The organism is Pseudomonas yangonensis (assembly GCF_009932725.1).
GTDB classification, from domain to species: domain Bacteria; phylum Pseudomonadota; class Gammaproteobacteria; order Pseudomonadales; family Pseudomonadaceae; genus Aquipseudomonas; species Aquipseudomonas yangonensis.
In genome coordinates this window covers 71,992-88,177 of the sequence record NZ_BLJU01000018.1, presented here as the reverse complement: position 1 = coordinate 88,177, position 16,186 = coordinate 71,992, and the positions used below count along the sequence as shown (strand labels likewise).

Annotated in this window: 19 protein-coding genes, 1 tRNA gene and 1 pseudogene; 15 read left to right on the top strand and 6 right to left on the bottom strand. The window is 62.0% G+C overall.

Features of this window, described 5'->3' with window-relative positions; translation table 11 throughout:
• Positions 1–70 precede the first annotated feature (70 nt).
• Positions 71–160 (top strand) — tRNA-Ser (locus tag GYB81_RS17750).
• A gap of 186 nt (positions 161–346) precedes the next feature.
• On the opposite strand, the pseudogene GYB81_RS24770 reads toward GYB81_RS17750, so the two are convergent.
• Positions 347–427: pseudogene (locus tag GYB81_RS24770) on the bottom strand (DNA-binding protein); the annotation flags it as partial.
• 85 nt (positions 428–512) lie between these two features.
• Here GYB81_RS24770 and GYB81_RS17745 point away from each other — a divergent pair.
• Positions 513–911, top strand: coding sequence for a hypothetical protein (locus GYB81_RS17745; protein ID WP_438810718.1), 399 nt, complete (start codon positions 513–515; stop codon positions 909–911).
• A gap of 5 nt (positions 912–916) precedes the next feature.
• Complete coding sequence (locus tag GYB81_RS17740; RefSeq protein WP_161867070.1) at positions 917–1,420, top strand: hypothetical protein; 504 nt, start codon at positions 917–919, stop codon at positions 1,418–1,420.
• 78 nt (positions 1,421–1,498) lie between these two features.
• Here GYB81_RS17740 and GYB81_RS17735 read toward each other — a convergent pair whose 3' ends face one another.
• Positions 1,499–1,993: a hypothetical protein gene (locus tag GYB81_RS17735; protein ID WP_161867071.1), complete on the bottom strand. Its 495-nt coding sequence runs from the start codon at positions 1,991–1,993 to the stop codon at positions 1,499–1,501.
• A 335-nt stretch (positions 1,994–2,328) separates the two neighbouring features.
• Between GYB81_RS17735 and GYB81_RS17730 the strand changes: the two genes are divergently transcribed.
• The 5 genes from GYB81_RS17730 to efp all read left to right on the top strand — a co-directional run bounded on the left by GYB81_RS17730 (position 2,329) and on the right by efp (position 5,468).
• Entirely contained in the window at positions 2,329–2,625 is a 297-nt protein-coding gene (locus tag GYB81_RS17730) for a type II toxin-antitoxin system MqsR family toxin (RefSeq protein WP_161867072.1), read from the top strand.
• 2 nt (positions 2,626–2,627) lie between these two features.
• Positions 2,628–3,029 carry a type II TA system antitoxin MqsA family protein gene (locus GYB81_RS17725; RefSeq protein ID WP_161867073.1) on the top strand — a complete coding sequence of 134 codons (402 nt, stop codon included), beginning with the start codon at positions 2,628–2,630 and terminating at the stop codon, positions 3,027–3,029.
• A gap of 377 nt (positions 3,030–3,406) precedes the next feature.
• Positions 3,407–3,613, top strand: coding sequence for a hypothetical protein (locus GYB81_RS17720; protein WP_161867074.1), 207 nt, complete (start codon positions 3,407–3,409; stop codon positions 3,611–3,613).
• Positions 3,614–3,721: 108 nt separating this feature from the next.
• The gene (gene earP, locus GYB81_RS17715) at positions 3,722–4,861 is read left to right on the top strand and encodes an elongation factor P maturation arginine rhamnosyltransferase EarP (RefSeq protein ID WP_161867075.1); all 1,140 of its coding nucleotides are present in this window, start codon (positions 3,722–3,724) and stop codon (positions 4,859–4,861) included.
• Positions 4,862–4,895: 34 nt separating this feature from the next.
• Positions 4,896–5,468, top strand: coding sequence for an elongation factor P (gene efp / locus GYB81_RS17710; RefSeq protein WP_003240094.1), 573 nt, complete (start codon positions 4,896–4,898; stop codon positions 5,466–5,468).
• A 94-nt stretch (positions 5,469–5,562) separates the two neighbouring features.
• On the opposite strand, the gene GYB81_RS17705 is transcribed toward efp, so the two are convergent.
• Positions 5,563–6,525 (bottom strand): LysR family transcriptional regulator, encoded by a 963-nt coding sequence (locus GYB81_RS17705; protein ID WP_161867076.1) that lies wholly within the window; start codon positions 6,523–6,525, stop codon positions 5,563–5,565.
• 101 nt (positions 6,526–6,626) lie between these two features.
• On the opposite strand from GYB81_RS17705, the gene GYB81_RS17700 reads away from it, so the two are divergent.
• Positions 6,627–7,394 (top strand): sulfite exporter TauE/SafE family protein, encoded by a 768-nt coding sequence (locus tag GYB81_RS17700; RefSeq protein ID WP_161867077.1) that lies wholly within the window; start codon positions 6,627–6,629, stop codon positions 7,392–7,394.
• On the opposite strand, the gene GYB81_RS17695 is transcribed toward GYB81_RS17700, so the two are convergent.
• Positions 7,389–8,243: a LysR family transcriptional regulator gene (locus tag GYB81_RS17695; protein ID WP_161867078.1), complete on the bottom strand. Its 855-nt coding sequence runs from the start codon at positions 8,241–8,243 to the stop codon at positions 7,389–7,391. The two genes, GYB81_RS17700 and GYB81_RS17695, sit on opposite strands and share 6 nt — an antisense overlap.
• A 97-nt stretch (positions 8,244–8,340) precedes the next feature.
• On the opposite strand from GYB81_RS17695, the gene GYB81_RS17690 reads away from it, so the two are divergent.
• Genes GYB81_RS17690 through GYB81_RS17675 form a run of 4 tightly spaced genes read left to right on the top strand, consistent with a single transcriptional unit; the run spans position 8,341 to position 11,217 of the window.
• Positions 8,341–8,565 carry a DUF1127 domain-containing protein gene (locus tag GYB81_RS17690; protein ID WP_161867079.1) on the top strand — a complete coding sequence of 75 codons (225 nt, stop codon included), beginning with the start codon at positions 8,341–8,343 and terminating at the stop codon, positions 8,563–8,565.
• Between the two features lie 23 nt (positions 8,566–8,588).
• The gene (locus GYB81_RS17685; protein WP_161867080.1) at positions 8,589–9,533 is read left to right on the top strand and encodes a DMT family transporter; all 945 of its coding nucleotides are present in this window, start codon (positions 8,589–8,591) and stop codon (positions 9,531–9,533) included.
• Between the two features lie 26 nt (positions 9,534–9,559).
• Complete coding sequence (locus GYB81_RS17680; protein ID WP_161867081.1) at positions 9,560–10,006, top strand: DUF3291 domain-containing protein; 447 nt, start codon at positions 9,560–9,562, stop codon at positions 10,004–10,006.
• Between the two features lie 14 nt (positions 10,007–10,020).
• On the top strand, positions 10,021–11,217 hold the full coding sequence (locus tag GYB81_RS17675) for a winged helix-turn-helix domain-containing protein (protein WP_161867082.1): 1,197 nt from the start codon (positions 10,021–10,023) through the stop codon (positions 11,215–11,217).
• Here the strand turns inward: GYB81_RS17675 and GYB81_RS17670 are convergent.
• Entirely contained in the window at positions 11,214–12,560 is a 1,347-nt protein-coding gene (locus tag GYB81_RS17670; RefSeq protein ID WP_161897913.1) for a class II 3-deoxy-7-phosphoheptulonate synthase, read from the bottom strand. The two genes, GYB81_RS17675 and GYB81_RS17670, sit on opposite strands and share 4 nt — an antisense overlap.
• Before the next feature lie 276 nt (positions 12,561–12,836).
• Between GYB81_RS17670 and GYB81_RS17665 the strand changes: the two genes are divergently transcribed.
• Together GYB81_RS17665 and GYB81_RS17660 are read left to right on the top strand one after the other, a co-directional pair.
• Positions 12,837–13,610 carry a spermidine synthase gene (locus tag GYB81_RS17665; RefSeq protein WP_161867084.1) on the top strand — a complete coding sequence of 258 codons (774 nt, stop codon included), beginning with the start codon at positions 12,837–12,839 and terminating at the stop codon, positions 13,608–13,610.
• 312 nt (positions 13,611–13,922) lie between these two features.
• Entirely contained in the window at positions 13,923–15,605 is a 1,683-nt protein-coding gene (locus GYB81_RS17660) for a DEAD/DEAH box helicase (protein WP_161867085.1), read from the top strand.
• Between the two features lie 85 nt (positions 15,606–15,690).
• Here the strand turns inward: GYB81_RS17660 and GYB81_RS17655 are convergent, their stop codons facing one another.
• Positions 15,691–16,092, bottom strand: coding sequence for a transcriptional regulator (locus GYB81_RS17655; RefSeq protein ID WP_161867086.1), 402 nt, complete (start codon positions 16,090–16,092; stop codon positions 15,691–15,693).
• Positions 16,093–16,186: the final 94 nt, after the last annotated feature.

The window sequence follows — 16,186 nt, the reverse complement described above, 5'->3', positions numbered from 1 at the left end:
TTTGCCATTGGGAAAACATTCGACTACATTAGCGCGCCTCGACGGGGTAAACGCCAAAACGTCGAGATCCGGTGAAGTGTCCGAGTGGTTGAAGGAGCACGCCTGGAAAGTGTGTATACGGGAAACCGTATCAAGAGTTCGAATCTCTTCTTCACCGCCACTTTCGCAAAACCCCTGCAGGGAAACCTGCAGGGGTTTTTGCTTTTCTGGGCCATCACTTTTAAACGCCATGCGTACACAGGGTGCGTATACGCAGCTTCCCGACGGGGGCTAGTGAACGTTGCCTCATATATATCGAGGCTTCTGGCGCTGCCGCCTGAATATCCCAATGCGGGCGCGCAGTCAGCTCCAGCAGCCAGGTGCCGAGCAGGGCGCTGTTGACCATGCGGCGCTTGCCTAGCTTTACGGTCGGTAGAACGCCTGCATACGAGCCGGTAAGCCAGCCCCAGCCATACGCCTCGATGGAATGGACAGAGGAAGAAAAGGCGAGGGCGATTGCCAGCTCGCAGAATGTGTTCAGTGACAAGAACTACACACCCAAGCAGCCGGCCAGCACCTACACGCCGCCCGCCACCCACCGCATAGCCCAGGCCCCTCAGCAAACGCAGCAGCGCCAAACCAAGCAGGTGAGCCGCGAGCGTACTTCCAAGTGGATCAAGAGCTGGAACGGCGGCAGCAACTACCTGGCGGAATGGCTATCGGTGAATAACTACATCGACAGCACCAGCGTCTGCGCCAACCACCGGCGCGGATCAATCGACTACAGAGAATGCCGCAAGGCCGCCAAGCAGCACTTTCACGAACAGTGCAGAACCTGGCGTACCCGCTATGACAGTGACCGCAAGATGAATAGTGATCGCATGAAAACGCGCTATTGCTCTGCGGCGAGCAGTTTTAATCCGATGGGGTAGCAGAATTGAACGCTATTAAGATTTTCTCTTCAGTATTGATGCTGGTATGGGGTGGGGTGTTTATGGCTGATGAAATTTCAGATGATATGTATGGCGTGATTTCGATGGCTGTTTACGGCTCAGAGTACACGGCGGTAGTCAAAGACGTTTCAAGCGTGGAAGTGACTGATTATAGACCTGTAAGTGAAGGATCGATGGATCGCTATGTTTTCAAGCCGTATCGATTGACCGTGGAATTGGTTCAAGCGATTGATGGGCAGGTGCCTGATAATTTCGATCTTATAACCATTGCCCTGAAGTCGAAGCCGATGGAGCTGAAGCAAGAACCTTATGTCATAAGCTTCTGTCGGACTGCAGGTGGTCAGTATTTTGTACCGGGGCCGCTCAGTCGGTTTGATGCAACGGCAGGAGTGATTGCTGCAGTAAAAGAAATGTCCGAAGACAAGAAACTGAATCCACCTGAAGGCGGGTGCGTAGCCAATAATAAGTTCTATGTCCCTCTTAATTGAAAGGAAGGTAGTGACTTGGGTTGTTGGGATTGAGTGGAAAAGCCCGACGCAAAGAAGGGCTTTAACTGTTGTGAGTAGTTAGGCTTTCGGCTTGTTGGCTTTAGAGCAAGTGTAAAGACCTGAACCAGACTCGCTATCTAGTACAAGTTCAGTAGCTGTCAGTTTAAGAATCTCAGACGATTCACTGACATTTGTTGGAAACATTTCCTGCAAATTGAAAATTTCGTCAACTTCCGGGTGGGAGACATTGACGATCTTTATATCTGTCATGGTCTGAATTAAGTACTTGCCTTGAATTTCCCAAGTGGCAGTACCTGCTAAGGAGTATTCGACTTCCGGCGTATCGCTTACGTAGCGAATTTTCATGATGCCGAAGGAGTGGGAAGCGCCGTTGCGAATATAGGTGTCAGTCGAGCTGATGCTTGCTGCAAAGTCGTCTTCTTTAAAGTTGTAGTTACAGTCCCACGGACCCAGAAGGTTTTGATGATAAACATAATGCTGGGATGGCTCGCTAGAGCAGCCTGCGATTACTGTAAAGAGAGACAGTGCGGAAACAATTCCCTTGATTTTCAATTAAATCTCCAGTTTTCTATTGATGCAAGTTAGGCGTTATTTAGCTAAGTCTCGTGAGAGATGCGGGCAATGATGTCAAGATGATGCCAGAAAATCTAGGCTTTGATGGCACTTGGAGGAAACGCGAGGCGTGCTTCACCGTTCGGAAACAGCCTTAGGCTGCAGTTGGTACGTTTCAATGCGACTGCGGAGGTGAGCAAAGTATTGGCGATCAGCTGGTTTTGCAGGTTTGGAGGCGGCACCGGCAAGCAGTTCGTTGCGCAATCGTGTACGGCTATCGTCTGGCATGGCCTGCTACCTTGAAGAAATTAACCTAAAAGGTTATTTTGTGCGGCATGGAAAAGCGCAAACCCCATTTCAAGCTTGAGCTGGTGAAGCAGGCCGTAGCCGAGCAGCGTTATCGCTTCACCCGCGTAGCCCTGGAAGGGGGCGCTGAGCTGGGTATGGAGATGGCCGACATGCTGGCCGTCATCAGTGCCCTGAGCATCCGCGACTTTTTCAAGAGCATGACAACCTATGCGGATCATACTACCTGGCAGGACGTTTACCGACCTGATACCGAATTCGGGCAGGTCTACCTGAAGTTCACGCTGGTGGCCGATCTGCTGATCGTTTCCTTTAAGGAGAAGTGACCATGAAATGTCCAGTATGCGGCGGGGCGGAACTGCTTCACGACACCCGCGATATGCCCTTCACCTACAAGGGGCAGACCACCCAAATTACTGCAGTAACGGCTGACTGGTGCGATGCCTGCGGCGAGTCCCTGACTGGGCCGACTGAGAGTGAGCGCGTTATGCGTGCCATGACCGAGTTTCGCCAGCAGGTGAACGCCCAAGATGGCAATCAGGAGCTGATTCGCAGTGTGCGTAAGCAGTTACGGTTGAGCCAGCGCGAAGCGGCAGAGCTGTTCGGCGGTGGGCCGAATGCGTTTTCTCGCTACGAGCGAGGCAGCACGGAAGCACCGCAACCGCTGGTGCAGTTGTTCAAGATTCTGGGCCGGCACCCGGAGTTGATCAACGAGCTACGTGCAGGTTGATGCCGAAATCTAGAGCCGAATAGCGACGAATCGAGTATGTCAGGGGAGTCCAAGACCCGTAATGAGCGGGTTTGGCACGGACTGACACGCTACTGAAACGGGTTCAAATCTCTTCTTCACCGCCACTTTCGCAATACATCAAGCCCCGAGAGCTGAAAGGTCCTCGGGGCTTTTGTTTGCTGCCTTTCTGCTGGCCACTGTCGGCACGTCGTGTCGCTTGCGTCATGGCTCGCCTGAGCTTGTGTCTGGCCGGCTTCAGTCTATCCGGCTATTCATTGGCAATATCCATGGTCACTATCGAAAGCACTGATTTCTGCCTGGCGAGGCTGCAGCCTAAAGTGAATTCCAACAGAGATTGAGTTGGATTGGAGGTCGCTATGTCCCGTATCGATGTGGTTTCCCTTGTTGGTAGTGCCGTGCCAGCCGAGCTGCGATCCGATGGTCATATGGCCTGCTGGCTGCTGATGGTCGATGGCCAGCCTAAGGCCGGTCCGTTCGCTTCCCGCGAGGCCGCGCTGGCTTGCCAGGCTGTCTGGCTACTCAGCAGCGGCGTTCGCCGCGAGGGCGAATCGCTGGTCGCCTGATTCTTCGCTTTCCCCCGCGCTTGCTCCAGCGCTCCCCTTGGCCCGCCTCTGGCGGGCTTTTTCTTGTCTGCCGGGTAGAATGGCGATCATTTTTTTGAGGGGCGCCGTGTGGTCAGGTGGGACATTTTCTGCAGCGTGGTGGACAACTACGGTGATATTGGCGTGACCTGGCGGCTGGCACGGCAATTGGCGGCTGAGCAGGGGCATGCGGTGCGCCTTTGGGTCGATGAGCTGGATGCGTTCGTGCGCCTGTGCCCCGCAGCAAGTGCCAGCACCGAGTGGCAGCGCCACTCAGGTGTCGAGGTGCTTCACTGGCGCGAGCCGTTCCCCGCGGTGGAGCCGGCGGAGGTGGTGATCGAGGCTTTTGCCTGTCAGTTGCCGCCTTCCTATATACAGGCGATGACTGACGACGCCAGACGTCTGTGGCTGAACTTGGAATACCTCAGCGCCGAAGACTGGATCGCGGGCTGCCATGGCCTGCCATCGCCGCAGCCAGACGGCTTGCAGAAGTTCTTCTTCTTTCCCGGGTTCGTGGCGGGCACGGGGGGCTTGCTGCGTGAGGCCGAGCTGCTGGCGCGGCGGCGCGCCTTTCAGGCCGATGCCTCGGCGCAGCAGGCATTTTTACAATCGCTTGGCGTGGTGCGTGCAGCCGATACGCGCTTGATCTCGCTGTTCGCTTACGAGAATGCCGGGCTGGCGGGCTGGCTCGATGCGCTGGCAGCTGGCGCGCAAGCGACTCAGCTGCTGGTGCCGCAAGGCAAGATTCTCGCCGATCTGCAGGCCTGGCTCGGTGACGCGCAGCTGGCGCCGGGTGATCAGCGCCGGCGCGGCGATCTGCAGATTCATGTGCTGCCTTTTCTGGCGCAGGACGATTACGACCGTCTGCTCTGGTGCTGCGACCTCAATGCGGTGCGCGGCGAGGATTCCTTTATCCGCGCGCAGTGGGCCGGGCGACCGCTGCTCTGGCACATCTACCCGCAGGAGGAAGGGGCGCACTGGAACAAGCTGGAGGCTTTCCTGGCGCTCTATGGCGCCGAGTTGCCATCGCACGTTGCCGCTGCGCATGCCGCATGGTGGCGCGCATGGAACGCCGGCGAGGGGATGGAACAGGCCTGGCCCGAGCTTCTACGCACGTGGCCGGTACTGCAACAACATGCCGAGCGCTGGTGCGATTCGCAGGCCGCTCGGCCGGACCTTGCCACAGCGCTGGAACAGTTTTACCTAAATTGGCTATCATACGCGGCCTAGATTTCTGTACCTCCCGCATATTTCGGATATCCGCATGAAAACTGCACAAGAAATGAGAGTCAACAGCGTGGCCCTGATCGATGGCCAGCCGTGGCTGATCCAGAAGGCCGAGTTCACCAAGTCCGGTCGTAACAGCGCCATCGTCAAGATGAAGCTGAAGAACCTGCTCAACGGTTCCAAGACCGAGACCGTCTACAAAGCCGACGACAAGATGGAGCCGGTGATTCTCGAGCGCAAGGAAGTGAACCTGTCCTACATCAGCGGTGAGGACTACGTGTTCATGGATCCGGAGTACAACTCCTACGAGCTGCGTGCCGAAGATCTGGAAAGCGTTCTGCCGTTCATCGAAGAAGGCATGACCGACGTCTGCGAAGCCGTGTTCTTCGAAGGCAAGGTGATCTCCGTCGACCTGCCGACCACCATCGTGCGTCAGGTTGTCTACACCGAGAACGCTGCCCGTGGCGACACTTCCGGCAAGGTGATGAAGCCTGCCAAGCTGCGCAACGGTACCGAGATCAAGGTTGCCGAGTTCGTCGACATCGACGACTGGATCGAGATCGATACCCGTGACGGTTCCTACAAGGGCCGCACCCAGGCTCCGGCCTGAGGTTGAACGCTACGAAGAACCCGGCCTAGGCGCCGGGTTTTTTGTGCCTGATTTTCAGAGCGCTATCGTGGCTGAAGCCGCTCCCGCGCAAGCCTTATTGCTGTGGAGCAGCGAGGCTGGCCTGTAGCGCCTGATCCCAGGGTGGCGGGAAGCCGAAGCGCTGCTTGAGAAAACTCAGCAGCAGGCGCGTGCGCGGGCTGGCTTCGCGCTCCAGGCGCAGGGCGTAGATGCTCACCGGCTCAGCGGCCGGCAGGCCCTGCTCGCAGAACAGCGGGATCAGCTCGCCGCGCTGCAGGTGCTCGCTGCTCATCCAGGTGGGCAGGTGCGCGACGCCCAGGCCGGCTAGGGCGCTGAACAGCAGGGTTTCGGCGTTGTTGCTGGTCTGGCGCAGGCGTTTGGGCTTGCACAGTTGCAGCTTGCCGTCGACCTCGAAGCGCCAGGCGTAGGGCGGGGCGAGGCTGTCCCAGTCCAGGCCGTCGTGTTGCTCCAGCTCCAGCGGGCTGCGCGGGATGCCGCGACGGCGCAGGTAGTCGGGGCTGGCGCAGACGATGCGGGTCATCGACGCCAGTGGCGTGGCGACCAGGCGACTGTCCGGAAGCGGGCCGATGCGTACGACGATATCCACTTCGCCCAGATGTTCGCCCTGCAGATCGGTGAAGCTGTCGATCAGGCGCAGCTGCACGTCGAGCCCGGGGTTGGCGCGCAGGAACTCGGCAATCGCTGGCGCCAGATGGCGGCGACCGAAAGGCGAGGGCACATCGATGCGAATCAGGCCTTCCGGTGCGCTGCTCAGTGACACCGCCTCGGCCCTGGCCAGGTGCAATTCGGCAAGGATGCGTCGGGCGCGTTCGGCAAAAGCCAGGCCCGCCGGAGTCACCCGCACGGCGTGGGTAGTGCGGCTGAACAGGCTGCTGCCCATGGCCCGCTCCAGGGCGTCGATGCGCCGCGCCACCGCCGAAGGCGTGAGCGGGTGACGCCGGGCAGCGGCAGAGAAACTGCCGGTTTCCAGCACGTCGAGGAAGAGCTCCAGTTGGTCGGTCAGGGCATCGGGGTTCATGGCGGTTCGCTTGTGCGTAATCAGCAAAGCCATTGTGCGTTGCTATGCGTTTCCGCGCTAGCCGTGGCTGCTTAACATGCACGCCACAGTTTGGAGGTGCCATGAATCTGTTCGACCTGTTGCTCAATCTATTGCTCGGCCTGGGTCTGGGGACCCTGGGCGGTTTGTTCGGCATCGGTGGCGGGCTGATCGCCATTCCGGTACTGGGCATTGTCTTCGGGCTGGATCAGCAACTGGCGCAAGGCACCGCACTGGTCATGGTGGTGCCGAACGTGATGCTGGCGATCTGGCGTTACCACCAACGCAATCGCATCGACCTCCGCTATGCACTGCTACTCGGCGTTACCAGCTTCGTCTGCGCCTGGCTGGCCTCGCTGTACGCGGTGGAGGTGGATTCACGCACCATGCGCTGGGCCTTCGTTGGCTTTCTCTTGGCCCTGGCGGCCTACAACCTGCTGCGCATGCTGATGACTCAGGCGCCAGCCAGCGGCGAGCTGCGTCATCACTGGGGCTGGTTCGGCGTGCTGGGCGGGGTTTCCGGTGCCATGGGCGGGCTGTTCGGTGTCGGTGGCGCGGTGGTGGCGACTCCGGTGCTGACCAGCGTGTTCGGCACCACCCAGGTGGTGGCGCAGGGGCTGTCGCTGTCGCTGGCGCTGCCCAGCACCGGGGTGACCTTGCTCACCTATGCGCTGCATGATCACGTCAACTGGTGGATGGGCGTACCGCTGGCCGTAGGTGGCCTGCTCAGCATCAGCTGGGGCGTGCGCCTGGCCCATTCGCTGCCGGAGCGTCTGCTGCGCAGTCTGTTCTGCGGCTTCCTGCTGTTCTGCGCGCTGCTGCTCGCGCTGGAGTCGGGCGGTCGTCTATAGGCGAAAACCTTCGACGATATGATCGGCCAGGCATTCGGTAACGGGTGACTGACTGCTTTCGTTGCGCAGCAGCACGATGCTGGTCAACGGCAGCAGCGGCAGGCCTTCGGCTTCGCCGAGGATGCGCAGATCCGGCGTGATCAGGCTTTGCAGCTGTGCGGTGACCGCCAGGCCGGCGCGCACCACGGCGAAGATCGCCGACAGGCTGGGGCTGGTATAGGCGATGCGGTAGGGGCGGCTCATCGCATCCAGCGCGTTGCAGGCCCACTCGCGGCAGAAACAGTCGGCGTTGAACATGGCCAGTGGCATGGGGTTCTGCTCGTGTGGCGTGAATCCCTGGGCCACGGCCCAGGCGAAGCGCTCCTGACGCAGCAATTGGCCAATCTCCTTGCCGGGTTGGCGGGTAACGATGGTCAGATCCAGATCCTGGCGCAGCAGCAGCTGGCCGGAGGGTTCACAGTGCACCTCCACCTGCACCAGCGGATAGGCCTGGGCGAAGCGCGAGAGAATCTCCGGCAGAAAACGCATCACGTAGTCGTCCGGCGTGCCGATGCGCACGGCGCCGACCATATGCGGTTCGCGCAGGGTGTTGAGCACTTCGCCGTGCAGCTTGAGAATGCGCCGCGCATAACCCAGCAGCACCTGGCCTTCGGGTGTCAGCCGCACCTGGCGGCCGTCGCGCTCGAACAGCGGCCGCTGTACCACATCTTCCTCCAGCCGCTTCATCTGCATGCTCACCGCCGACTGAGTGCGATTGACCGTTTCCGCGGCGCGGGTGAAGCCGCCGGTGTCGGCAATGGCAACGAAGCTGCGCAGCAGTTCGGTATCGATACTGGGGTGGTAAGCCATTCATCAATCCTCGAGATGGATAGCATAAGAAACATTCGTTGGATTGATCTTAAGTGCGAGCAGACACTGACGCCAACCCCACAAGGAGGGCGAACAGATGAAAGGTCAAAAAGGTTACGCGCTGGCTCATGCCATCCATTTCGAACGTCTGCCGTCACTGGTCGGCGTTTGGCGTATGCTGCGGCGCTGGCGTCAACTGGCTAGTGAGCGGCAGCAGTTGGCTCGGCTTAGCGATATGGCGCTCAAGGATCTGGGATTGTCCAGAGCCGATGCGTTGCAGGAGGCCGAGCGGCCGTTTTGGGATGATCCGCTGAAAAAGTGACGAGTAATGACTGGAGTTATTGAATGAGCGCGGTACGCAAGGGCGCCGATTTTTTCCTGTTCCAACTGATGCTGCTGCTGTGCGCCATCTGGGGCAGCCAGCAGGTGGCGATCAAACTGGCGGCGGACGACATCGCGCCCATGCTGCAGGTAGCCCTTCGCTCCGGCATCGCAGCGCTACTGGTCGGCCTGTTGTTGATCTGGCAGGGCGGTTGGCGTGAATGGCTGGGTTCTACCTGGTTGGCCGGCGTGCTGGCGGGTGTGCTGTTTGCTCTGGAGTTCTTTTTCATCGCGCTGGGTCTGCGCCATACCACGGCCTCGCATATGGCGGTGTTTCTCTATACCGCGCCGATCTTCTCGGCGCTCGGGCTGCATCTGCTGCTGCCCAGCGAGCGTCTGCGGCGTCTGCAGTGGCTGGGTATCGCGCTGTGTTTTGGCGGTGTGGTGATGGCCTTCGGCGTTGGCGGCAACTGGGCCGGAATCGATGCCGGCATGCTGCTCGGCGATGCGCTGGGACTGTGCGCCGGCATGGCATGGGGCGCCACCACGGTGGTAGTTCGTGGCTCGCGCCTGTCGGAGGCGCCCGCGGGGCTGACCCTTGTCTATCAGTTGGCGGTGGCCTTCGCGCTGCTGCTTGGCTATGCGCTGGCGGTGGTCGATCTTGGCCAGCTGCGCTGGAGCCCTATCGCCATCGGCAGCATTCTGCTGCAGGGCGTAGTGGTGTCGTTCTTCACCTACCTGACCTGGTTCTGGCTGCTGCGCCGTTACCTGGCCTCGAACATGGCAGTGTTTTCCTTCATGACCCCGCTGTTCGGCGTCAGTTTCGGCGTGCTGGTGCTGGACGAGCCGCTGACGCTGAACTTCATCGCCGGCGCGGCACTGGTGCTGTCAGGCATCACCCTGGTCAGCGGTGAGGCCTGGCTGCGTCGACGCTTCGCTGACTGGCGTGGTTTGCCGCAACGATTCTGATAGCTCGCTCGCAAGGAGTCTGGAATTTGTCCGCTTATCATTTGGCCCAACTGAACATCGCCTGGATGAAGGCGCCGTTGGAATCACCGGAGATGGCTGACTTCGTCGCCAATCTGGAGCGTATCAATGCACTGGCCGAAGGCTCGCCCGGCTATGTCTGGCGTTTGCAGGACGAGGCGGGCGACGCCACGGCGATCCGCCCGTTCGGTGATGAAGTGCTGGTGAACATGTCGCTCTGGCAGGACGTGCAGTCGCTCAGCGATTACGTCTACAAATCGGCGCACACCGAGATGCTCAAGCGCCGCCGCGAATGGTTCGGGCGCGTCGAACAGGCGCACCAGGTATTGTGGTGGGTGCCGGCCGGGCATCGTCCGGACGTGGTCGAGGCGGCCGAGCGTCTGGCGCACTTGCGCGAGCATGGCGCCACGCAGCAGGCCTTCACCTTTCGCCATGCGTTCGCGGCGCCGGCCTGATAGGCTGGGTCGCCATGACGCTCTCACTATCTCTCGCCGAAGCGCGCCGCCTGGCCCTGGCTGCTCAGGGTTTTGGCCGTACCCCGCGCGGCGCCGTCGCCCATAAGCATTTGCAGGCGCAGATCGAGCGTCTCGGCGTGCTGCAGATCGATTCGGTCAACGCCCTGGTGCGCTCGCATTATCTGCCGGCGTTTTCCCGCCTTGGCCATTATCAGGCCGAACACCTCGACGAGCTGGCCTGGGGCCGGGCGCGCCGTCGGCGCCTGTTCGAGTACTGGGGGCACGAGGCTTCGCTGTTGCCGCTGGAGCTTTACCCGCTGCTGCGCTGGCGCATGCGCCGGGCCGCCGCTGGCCAGGGCATCTACCCGGGCCTGGCTCGCTTCGGCGCGGAGCGGCGCGAGGTGATCAACGACGTCCTACAGGCTGTGCGCGAGCGCGGCGCGCTGGGTGCCGGCAGTCTCTCCAGCCGTACCGAGAAGGCCGGCCCCTGGTGGGACTGGAGCGCGGAAAAGATGGCGCTGGAATGGCTGTTCGCGGCAGGCGAAGTCACCGTTGCCGGCCGTCGTGGTTTTGAACGCCTCTACGATCTGCCGGAGCGTGTCATCCCTGGCGAGCTGCTCAATCACGCCGAGCTGGATGAGGACGAGGCGCAGCGGCGCCTGTTGCTGCGTTCGGCCGATGCGCTGGGTGTGGCGACGGAGAAGGATTTGCGTGACTACTACCGGCTCGATGCCGGCGACAGCAAGCGGCGCATCGCCGAGCTGGTGGAGGCGGGCGAGTTGCAGCCGGTCGCGGTGCAGGGCTGGCGGCAGCTGGCCTACTGTCGGGGTGAGCCGCGCCTGCCTCGGCGCATCCGTCACAGCGCGTTGTTGTCGCCGTTCGACTCGCTGATCTGGGAGCGTGATCGCACCGAACGGCTGTTCGGCTTCCGCTACCGCCTGGAGATCTACACCCCGCAAGCCAAACGCGTATACGGCTATTACGTGCTGCCCTTCCTGCATCACGAGCGTCTGCTGGCCCGTGTCGACCTGCGCAGCGAGCGCGCCGCCGGGCGCCTGGCGGTGCATGCCGTGCATCTGGAGGAAGCGGTATTGAGCGAGGAGGCGCGCCTGGCGCTGGGCGATTCGCTGCGTGCGCTGGCGCACTGGCTGGGGCTGGATGAGGTGTGGCTGGCGCCGAGCGTGAAAACGCTCGGCGTACCTGTTGCCTAGCGGCGCACCTGTTTGAGCGTTTCGGCGATCATGAACGCCAGCTCCAGCGACTGGTCGGCGTTCATGCGCGGGTCGCAATGGGTGTGGTAGCGGTCGGACAGACCGTCCTCGGTAATCGGGCGTGAGCCGCCGATGCATTCGGTGACGTTCTGCCCGGTCATCTCGATATGGATGCCGCCGGCATAGGTGCCTTCGGCCTGGTGCACGGCGAAGAACTGCCGGACTTCGCTGAGAATCTGCGCGAAGTCGCGGGTCTTGTGGCCGCTGCTGGCCTTGATGGTGTTGCCGTGCATGGGGTCGGAGCTCCACAGCACCTGGCGGCCTTCTTCCTTGATCTTGCGCAGCAGGCGCGGGAAGTGCGCTTCCACCTTGTCGGCGCCCATGCGCACGATCAGGTTGAGGCGGCCCGGATCGTTGTCCGGGTTGAGGGTGTCGATCAGGCGGATCAGTTCGTCCGGGTCCATGCTCGGGCCGACCTTGACGCCGATGGGGTTCTCGATACCGCGCATGAACTCGACGTGGGCGCCGTCCAGCTGACGGGTGCGGTCGCCGATCCACAGCATATGCGCGGAGCAGTCGTACCAGCGGCCGGTGAGGCTGTCACGACGCACGAAGGCCTCTTCGTAGTTGAGCAGCAGCGCTTCGTGCGCGGTGAAGAAGCTGACTTCGCGCAGCTGTGGCGCGCTGTCCATACCGACTGCGCGCATGAAGGCGAGGGTTTCGTCGATGCGGTTGGCGAGCTGGTGATACTTCTCGGAAAGCGCCGAGTTGGCGATGAAGTCGAGGTTCCACTGGTGCACCTGGTGCACGTCGGCGAAACCGCCCTGGGCGAAGGCGCGCAGCAGGTTGAGGCTGGCGGTGGCCTGGTGATAGGCCTGCAGCAGGCGCTCCGGATCGGGCACGCGGCTTGCGGCGTCGAAGCCGATGCCGTTGACGATATCGCCGCGGTAGGCGGGCAGGGTGACGCCATCGATGGTTTCGCTACCGGACGAGCGCGGCTTGGCGAACTGGCCAGCCATGCGTCCGACCTTGACCACCGGGCAGCCGGCCGCGAAGGTCATGACGATGGCCATCTGCAGCAGCACCTTGAAGGTGTCGCGTATTTTCGCGGCGGAAAACTCGGCGAAGCTCTCGGCGCAGTCGCCGCCCTGCAGCAGGAAGGCGCGGCCCTGGGTGACCTCGGCGAACTGGCGGCGCAGCTCGCGCGCCTCGCCCGCGAACACCAGCGGCGGGTAGCCGGCCAGGGTCTGCTCGACACGGGCAAGGTGAGCGGCTTCAGGGTATTCGGGCTGCTGCTGGATGGGCTTGGCCCTCCAGCTATCGGGACTCCAGGCGTGCGACATGCTGTGGCTCTAGCGATTGATCAGGCGAAGGGCGCATGGTAACCGATAAGCGCTGCTAGATGCCTGGCCGCGATGGCTGAAAGACAAGATGGCTCGGGCATTCGCAGCGCACCCTTGCCATCGCGACACCGCGAGGCACCAGGGGCTGAGCCTGATTGAGATGGATGGCAGCGCAGGCGCGGGAAATAACGCGTGACCCGGGGCGTTCGCATCCATGACAATCGGCTCTTTAGCCCGGCTTCTATGCTGTGGGATGTCATTGAGGGAGAGGTATCGATGCCAGGGTTGCCGCCAGAGGACGAATTGCAGGACGAGGTGCTGCTGGCCGAGGTGCGCGATGCCTTCGGGGTGATTCGCGTGGTGCAGATCGGTGCCTACCGCTTCCTCGAGTTCGGAGATGCCATCGAGCAGAGCTGCGTTTTTCAGGGCGATCCCAGCTGGCTCGAATACGACTACACCCGCGCCATGCTGCTGGGCGCGTTGTGCCACGATGCGCCGGAAACTGCACTGTTTCTCGGTCTGGGCGCCGGTAACCTGACTCAGGCCTGCCTCAAGTTCCTGCCGCTGGAGGATGTCGAGGCCATCGAGCTGCGCCCGGATGTACCGCGCCTGGCCATGGATTTTCTCGGGCTCGACGATGACCCGCGGCTGACCATTCGCATTGGTGATGCCACCGAACTGCTCGACAGCGCGGAAACCGCCGACCTGATCTTTCTCGATCTGTACACCGATCAGGGGCCCGGCGCCGGGCATCTGGCCTGGCGCTTTCTCGATCGGTGCCGCGAGAAGCTCAACCCGGGCGGGTGGCTGATCATCAACCAATGGGCAGGCAACGACGGCAAGCCGCTGGGCGCGGCACTGTTGCGTGGGCTCTATCACCGGCACTACTGGGAGTGCCCGGTGAAGGAGGGCAACGTGGTGCTGCTGATTCCGGCAGACCTCGACCAGCGCCTGAACATGGGGCGTTTGCAGGTGCGCGCGGGTGAATTGGCGCCGCGCCTGGGCTACTCCCTGCAAAGCCTGATCGAGGCGCTGCGTCCGGCAACATGAGGCCGTTCTGACGTCGCTTGCAGCGGCGTGAAAGGTCGTCGCTAGAGAGGCAGGCCACAAAAAACAGCACCTTGATCAGGAATTTCCGGTATGATGCGCGCCGGCCAATTCACTGGCCACGTTCAGGTAGTGCAACTCGCCCGGGAAATTAACTTCCGGCAGCCAGTCCCCAGCGGACTATCCTTGACGATTCACTTTCATCACGTTTTCGCAAATCCCCGCCGACCAGGCTGCCAGGGTGACCCAAAAGGTCTTGCACGGCATGCGCAGCTTTGGAACATGGGTCTTTGCGGATGCACTTGAGGCAGACCCATGACCCAGGAAATCGGCGGCTTCGCCGCGCTCGGACTTCACCCCAATATTCTCGCCGCTCTGACCGCCGTTGGTTACGAAGAGCCATCCCCGATCCAGTCGCAGGCCATTCCGGTGATCCTCGCCGGCCACGACATGATCGGCCAGGCGCAGACCGGTACCGGCAAGACCGCGGCCTTCGCACTGCCACTGCTGAGCAAGATCGACCCGGCCAAGCGCGAGCCGCAGGTGCTGATCCTCGCGCCGACCCGCGAACTGGCCCTGCAGGTGGCCACCGCCTTCGAAACCTATTCCAAGCAAATGCCGGGCGTGAACGTCGTCGCCGTCTATGGCGGCGCGCCGATGGGCCCGCAGCTCAAGGCCATCCGCCAGGGCGCGCAGATCATCGTCGCCACTCCGGGCCGTCTGGTCGACCACCTGCGTCGTGACGAAAAGGTGCTGTCCACCATTCAGCATCTGGTACTCGACGAAGCCGACGAGATGCTCAAGCTGGGCTTCATGGACGATCTGGAGATCATCTTCGAAGCCATGCCGGAAAGCCGTCAGAGCGTACTGTTCTCCGCAACCCTGCCGCATTCGATCCGCGCCATCGCCGAGAAGCACCTGCGCGAGCCGCAGCACATCAAGATCGCGGCCAAGACCCAGACCGTCTCGCGCATCGAGCAGGCGCACCTGATGATCCACGCCGACCAGAAGACCAACGCCGTGTTGCGTCTGCTGGAAGTCGAGGATTTCGACGCGCTGATCGCCTTCGTACGCACCAAGCAGGCTACCCTGGACCTGGCCTCCGCGCTGGAAGCCAAGGGCTTCAAGGCCGCTGCGCTGAACGGTGATATCGCCCAGAACCAGCGTGAGCGCGTGATCGAGTCGCTCAAGGACGGCCGTCTGGACATCGTCGTCGCCACCGACGTCGCCGCCCGTGGTATCGACGTGCCGCGCATCACCCACGTGTTCAACGTCGACATGCCGTACGACCCGGAATCCTACGTGCACCGTATCGGCCGTACCGGCCGCGCCGGTCGCGATGGCCGTGCGCTGCTGCTGGTGACCCCGCGCGAGCGCCGCATGCTGCAGGTGATCGAGCGAGTCACCGGGCAGAAGGTGGGCGAGGTCAAGCTGCCGAACGCCCAGCAGGTGCTCGATGCCCGTATCAAGAAGCTGACCAGCAGCCTGGCGCCGCTGGTTGCGGACGCCGAAGCCAGCCATGGCGATCTGCTCGACCGCCTGACCGCCGACATCGGCTGCAGCCCGCGCGCGCTGGCCGCCGCGCTGTTGAAGAAGGCCACCAACGGTCAGGCGCTGGATCTGGCCAGCGTCGAGCGCGAGCAGCCGCTGGTGCCGGGTGTTGGTGGTGCGCCGCGTGAGCGTCGCGAGCGTGATGGTGATCGTGGCGGCGAGCGCGGTGAATACCGCGAACGCCGTGCGCCGCTGCCGCTGGCCGAGGGTCGTGTACGCTGCCGTACCGCGCTGGGTACTCGCGACGGCATCGCCGCGAAGAACCTGCTCGGCGCCATCCTCAACGAGGGCGGCCTGGCGCGCGAAGCCATCGGTCGCATCCAGATCCGCGAGACCTTCAGTCTGGTCGAGCTGCCGGAAGACGGCCTGGACCGTCTGCTCGGCAAACTGAAGGACACCCGCGTGGCCGGCAAGGCGCTGAAACTGCGTCGCTACCGCGAGGATTGATCCGCCAGGCTCGATGCCTTGCCGCTGGATCAGCAAAACGCCGCGCCCTGCACAGGGCGCGGCGTTTTTGTTTGTGCGCAGCCTGTCAGCCGGTTTCGCTGAGATTGGCCTTGGGCGCCAGGCGGTCGAACACCTCGGGCGTCAGCGCCGCTTCGCCAGCCTCGTCGAGCACTTCGCGCGGGTGCTCGCTGCCGGGGATGCTGCTGTCGAGCATGCTCAGCAATTGTGCGCCGCGCGCGGTAAGGATGAAGTTCTCGCCGTTGCCGCCTTCTTCCTCCGGGCGCGGCTCGATGAAGCCGTTGTGCAGCAGGCGGGCCTCGTAGCGGGCGGCCTCGGCGCGCAGATGGTCGAGATCGTCCACGGGTTCGCCGGCACTTTCATGCTCTTCGGCCAGGTCCTCGGCGTAGCGACGCGGGGCGAAGGGTTTACCGGCGGAGTTCTGCGCCTCGTGCAGCAGGCGTTCGATCAGATCCCAGTCATGTTTCATGGCGATTCTCCCTAAGCGATGGGCTTATAGAGTCCGACTTCACCAACGCGGTACGGTTCGACCCATTTGCCTGAGCGGTCCCTACAAAGTAAAA

Excerpts from the sequence above, each read along its gene's own strand:
- GYB81_RS17730 (WP_161867072.1), top strand. The coding sequence starts at position 2,329 with ATGGAAAAGCGCAAACCCCATTTCAAGCTTGAGCTGGTGAAGCAGGCC.
- GYB81_RS17725 (WP_161867073.1), top strand. The coding sequence starts at position 2,628 with ATGAAATGTCCAGTATGCGGCGGGGCGGAACTGCTTCACGACACCCGC.
- GYB81_RS17720 (WP_161867074.1), top strand. The coding sequence starts at position 3,407 with ATGTCCCGTATCGATGTGGTTTCCCTTGTTGGTAGTGCCGTGCCAGCC.
- efp (WP_003240094.1), top strand. The coding sequence starts at position 4,896 with ATGAAAACTGCACAAGAAATGAGAGTCAACAGCGTGGCCCTGATCGAT.
- GYB81_RS17705 (WP_161867076.1), bottom strand. The coding sequence starts at position 6,525 with ATGAACCCCGATGCCCTGACCGACCAACTGGAGCTCTTCCTCGACGTG.
- GYB81_RS17700 (WP_161867077.1), top strand. The coding sequence starts at position 6,627 with ATGAATCTGTTCGACCTGTTGCTCAATCTATTGCTCGGCCTGGGTCTG.
- GYB81_RS17695 (WP_161867078.1), bottom strand. The coding sequence starts at position 8,243 with ATGGCTTACCACCCCAGTATCGATACCGAACTGCTGCGCAGCTTCGTT.
- GYB81_RS17690 (WP_161867079.1), top strand. The coding sequence starts at position 8,341 with ATGAAAGGTCAAAAAGGTTACGCGCTGGCTCATGCCATCCATTTCGAA.
- GYB81_RS17685 (WP_161867080.1), top strand. The coding sequence starts at position 8,589 with ATGAGCGCGGTACGCAAGGGCGCCGATTTTTTCCTGTTCCAACTGATG.
- GYB81_RS17675 (WP_161867082.1), top strand. The coding sequence starts at position 10,021 with ATGACGCTCTCACTATCTCTCGCCGAAGCGCGCCGCCTGGCCCTGGCT.
- GYB81_RS17670 (WP_161897913.1), bottom strand. The coding sequence starts at position 12,560 with ATGTCGCACGCCTGGAGTCCCGATAGCTGGAGGGCCAAGCCCATCCAG.
- GYB81_RS17665 (WP_161867084.1), top strand. The coding sequence starts at position 12,837 with ATGCCAGGGTTGCCGCCAGAGGACGAATTGCAGGACGAGGTGCTGCTG.
- GYB81_RS17660 (WP_161867085.1), top strand. The coding sequence starts at position 13,923 with ATGACCCAGGAAATCGGCGGCTTCGCCGCGCTCGGACTTCACCCCAAT.
- GYB81_RS17655 (WP_161867086.1), bottom strand. The coding sequence starts at position 16,092 with ATGAAACATGACTGGGATCTGATCGAACGCCTGCTGCACGAGGCGCAG.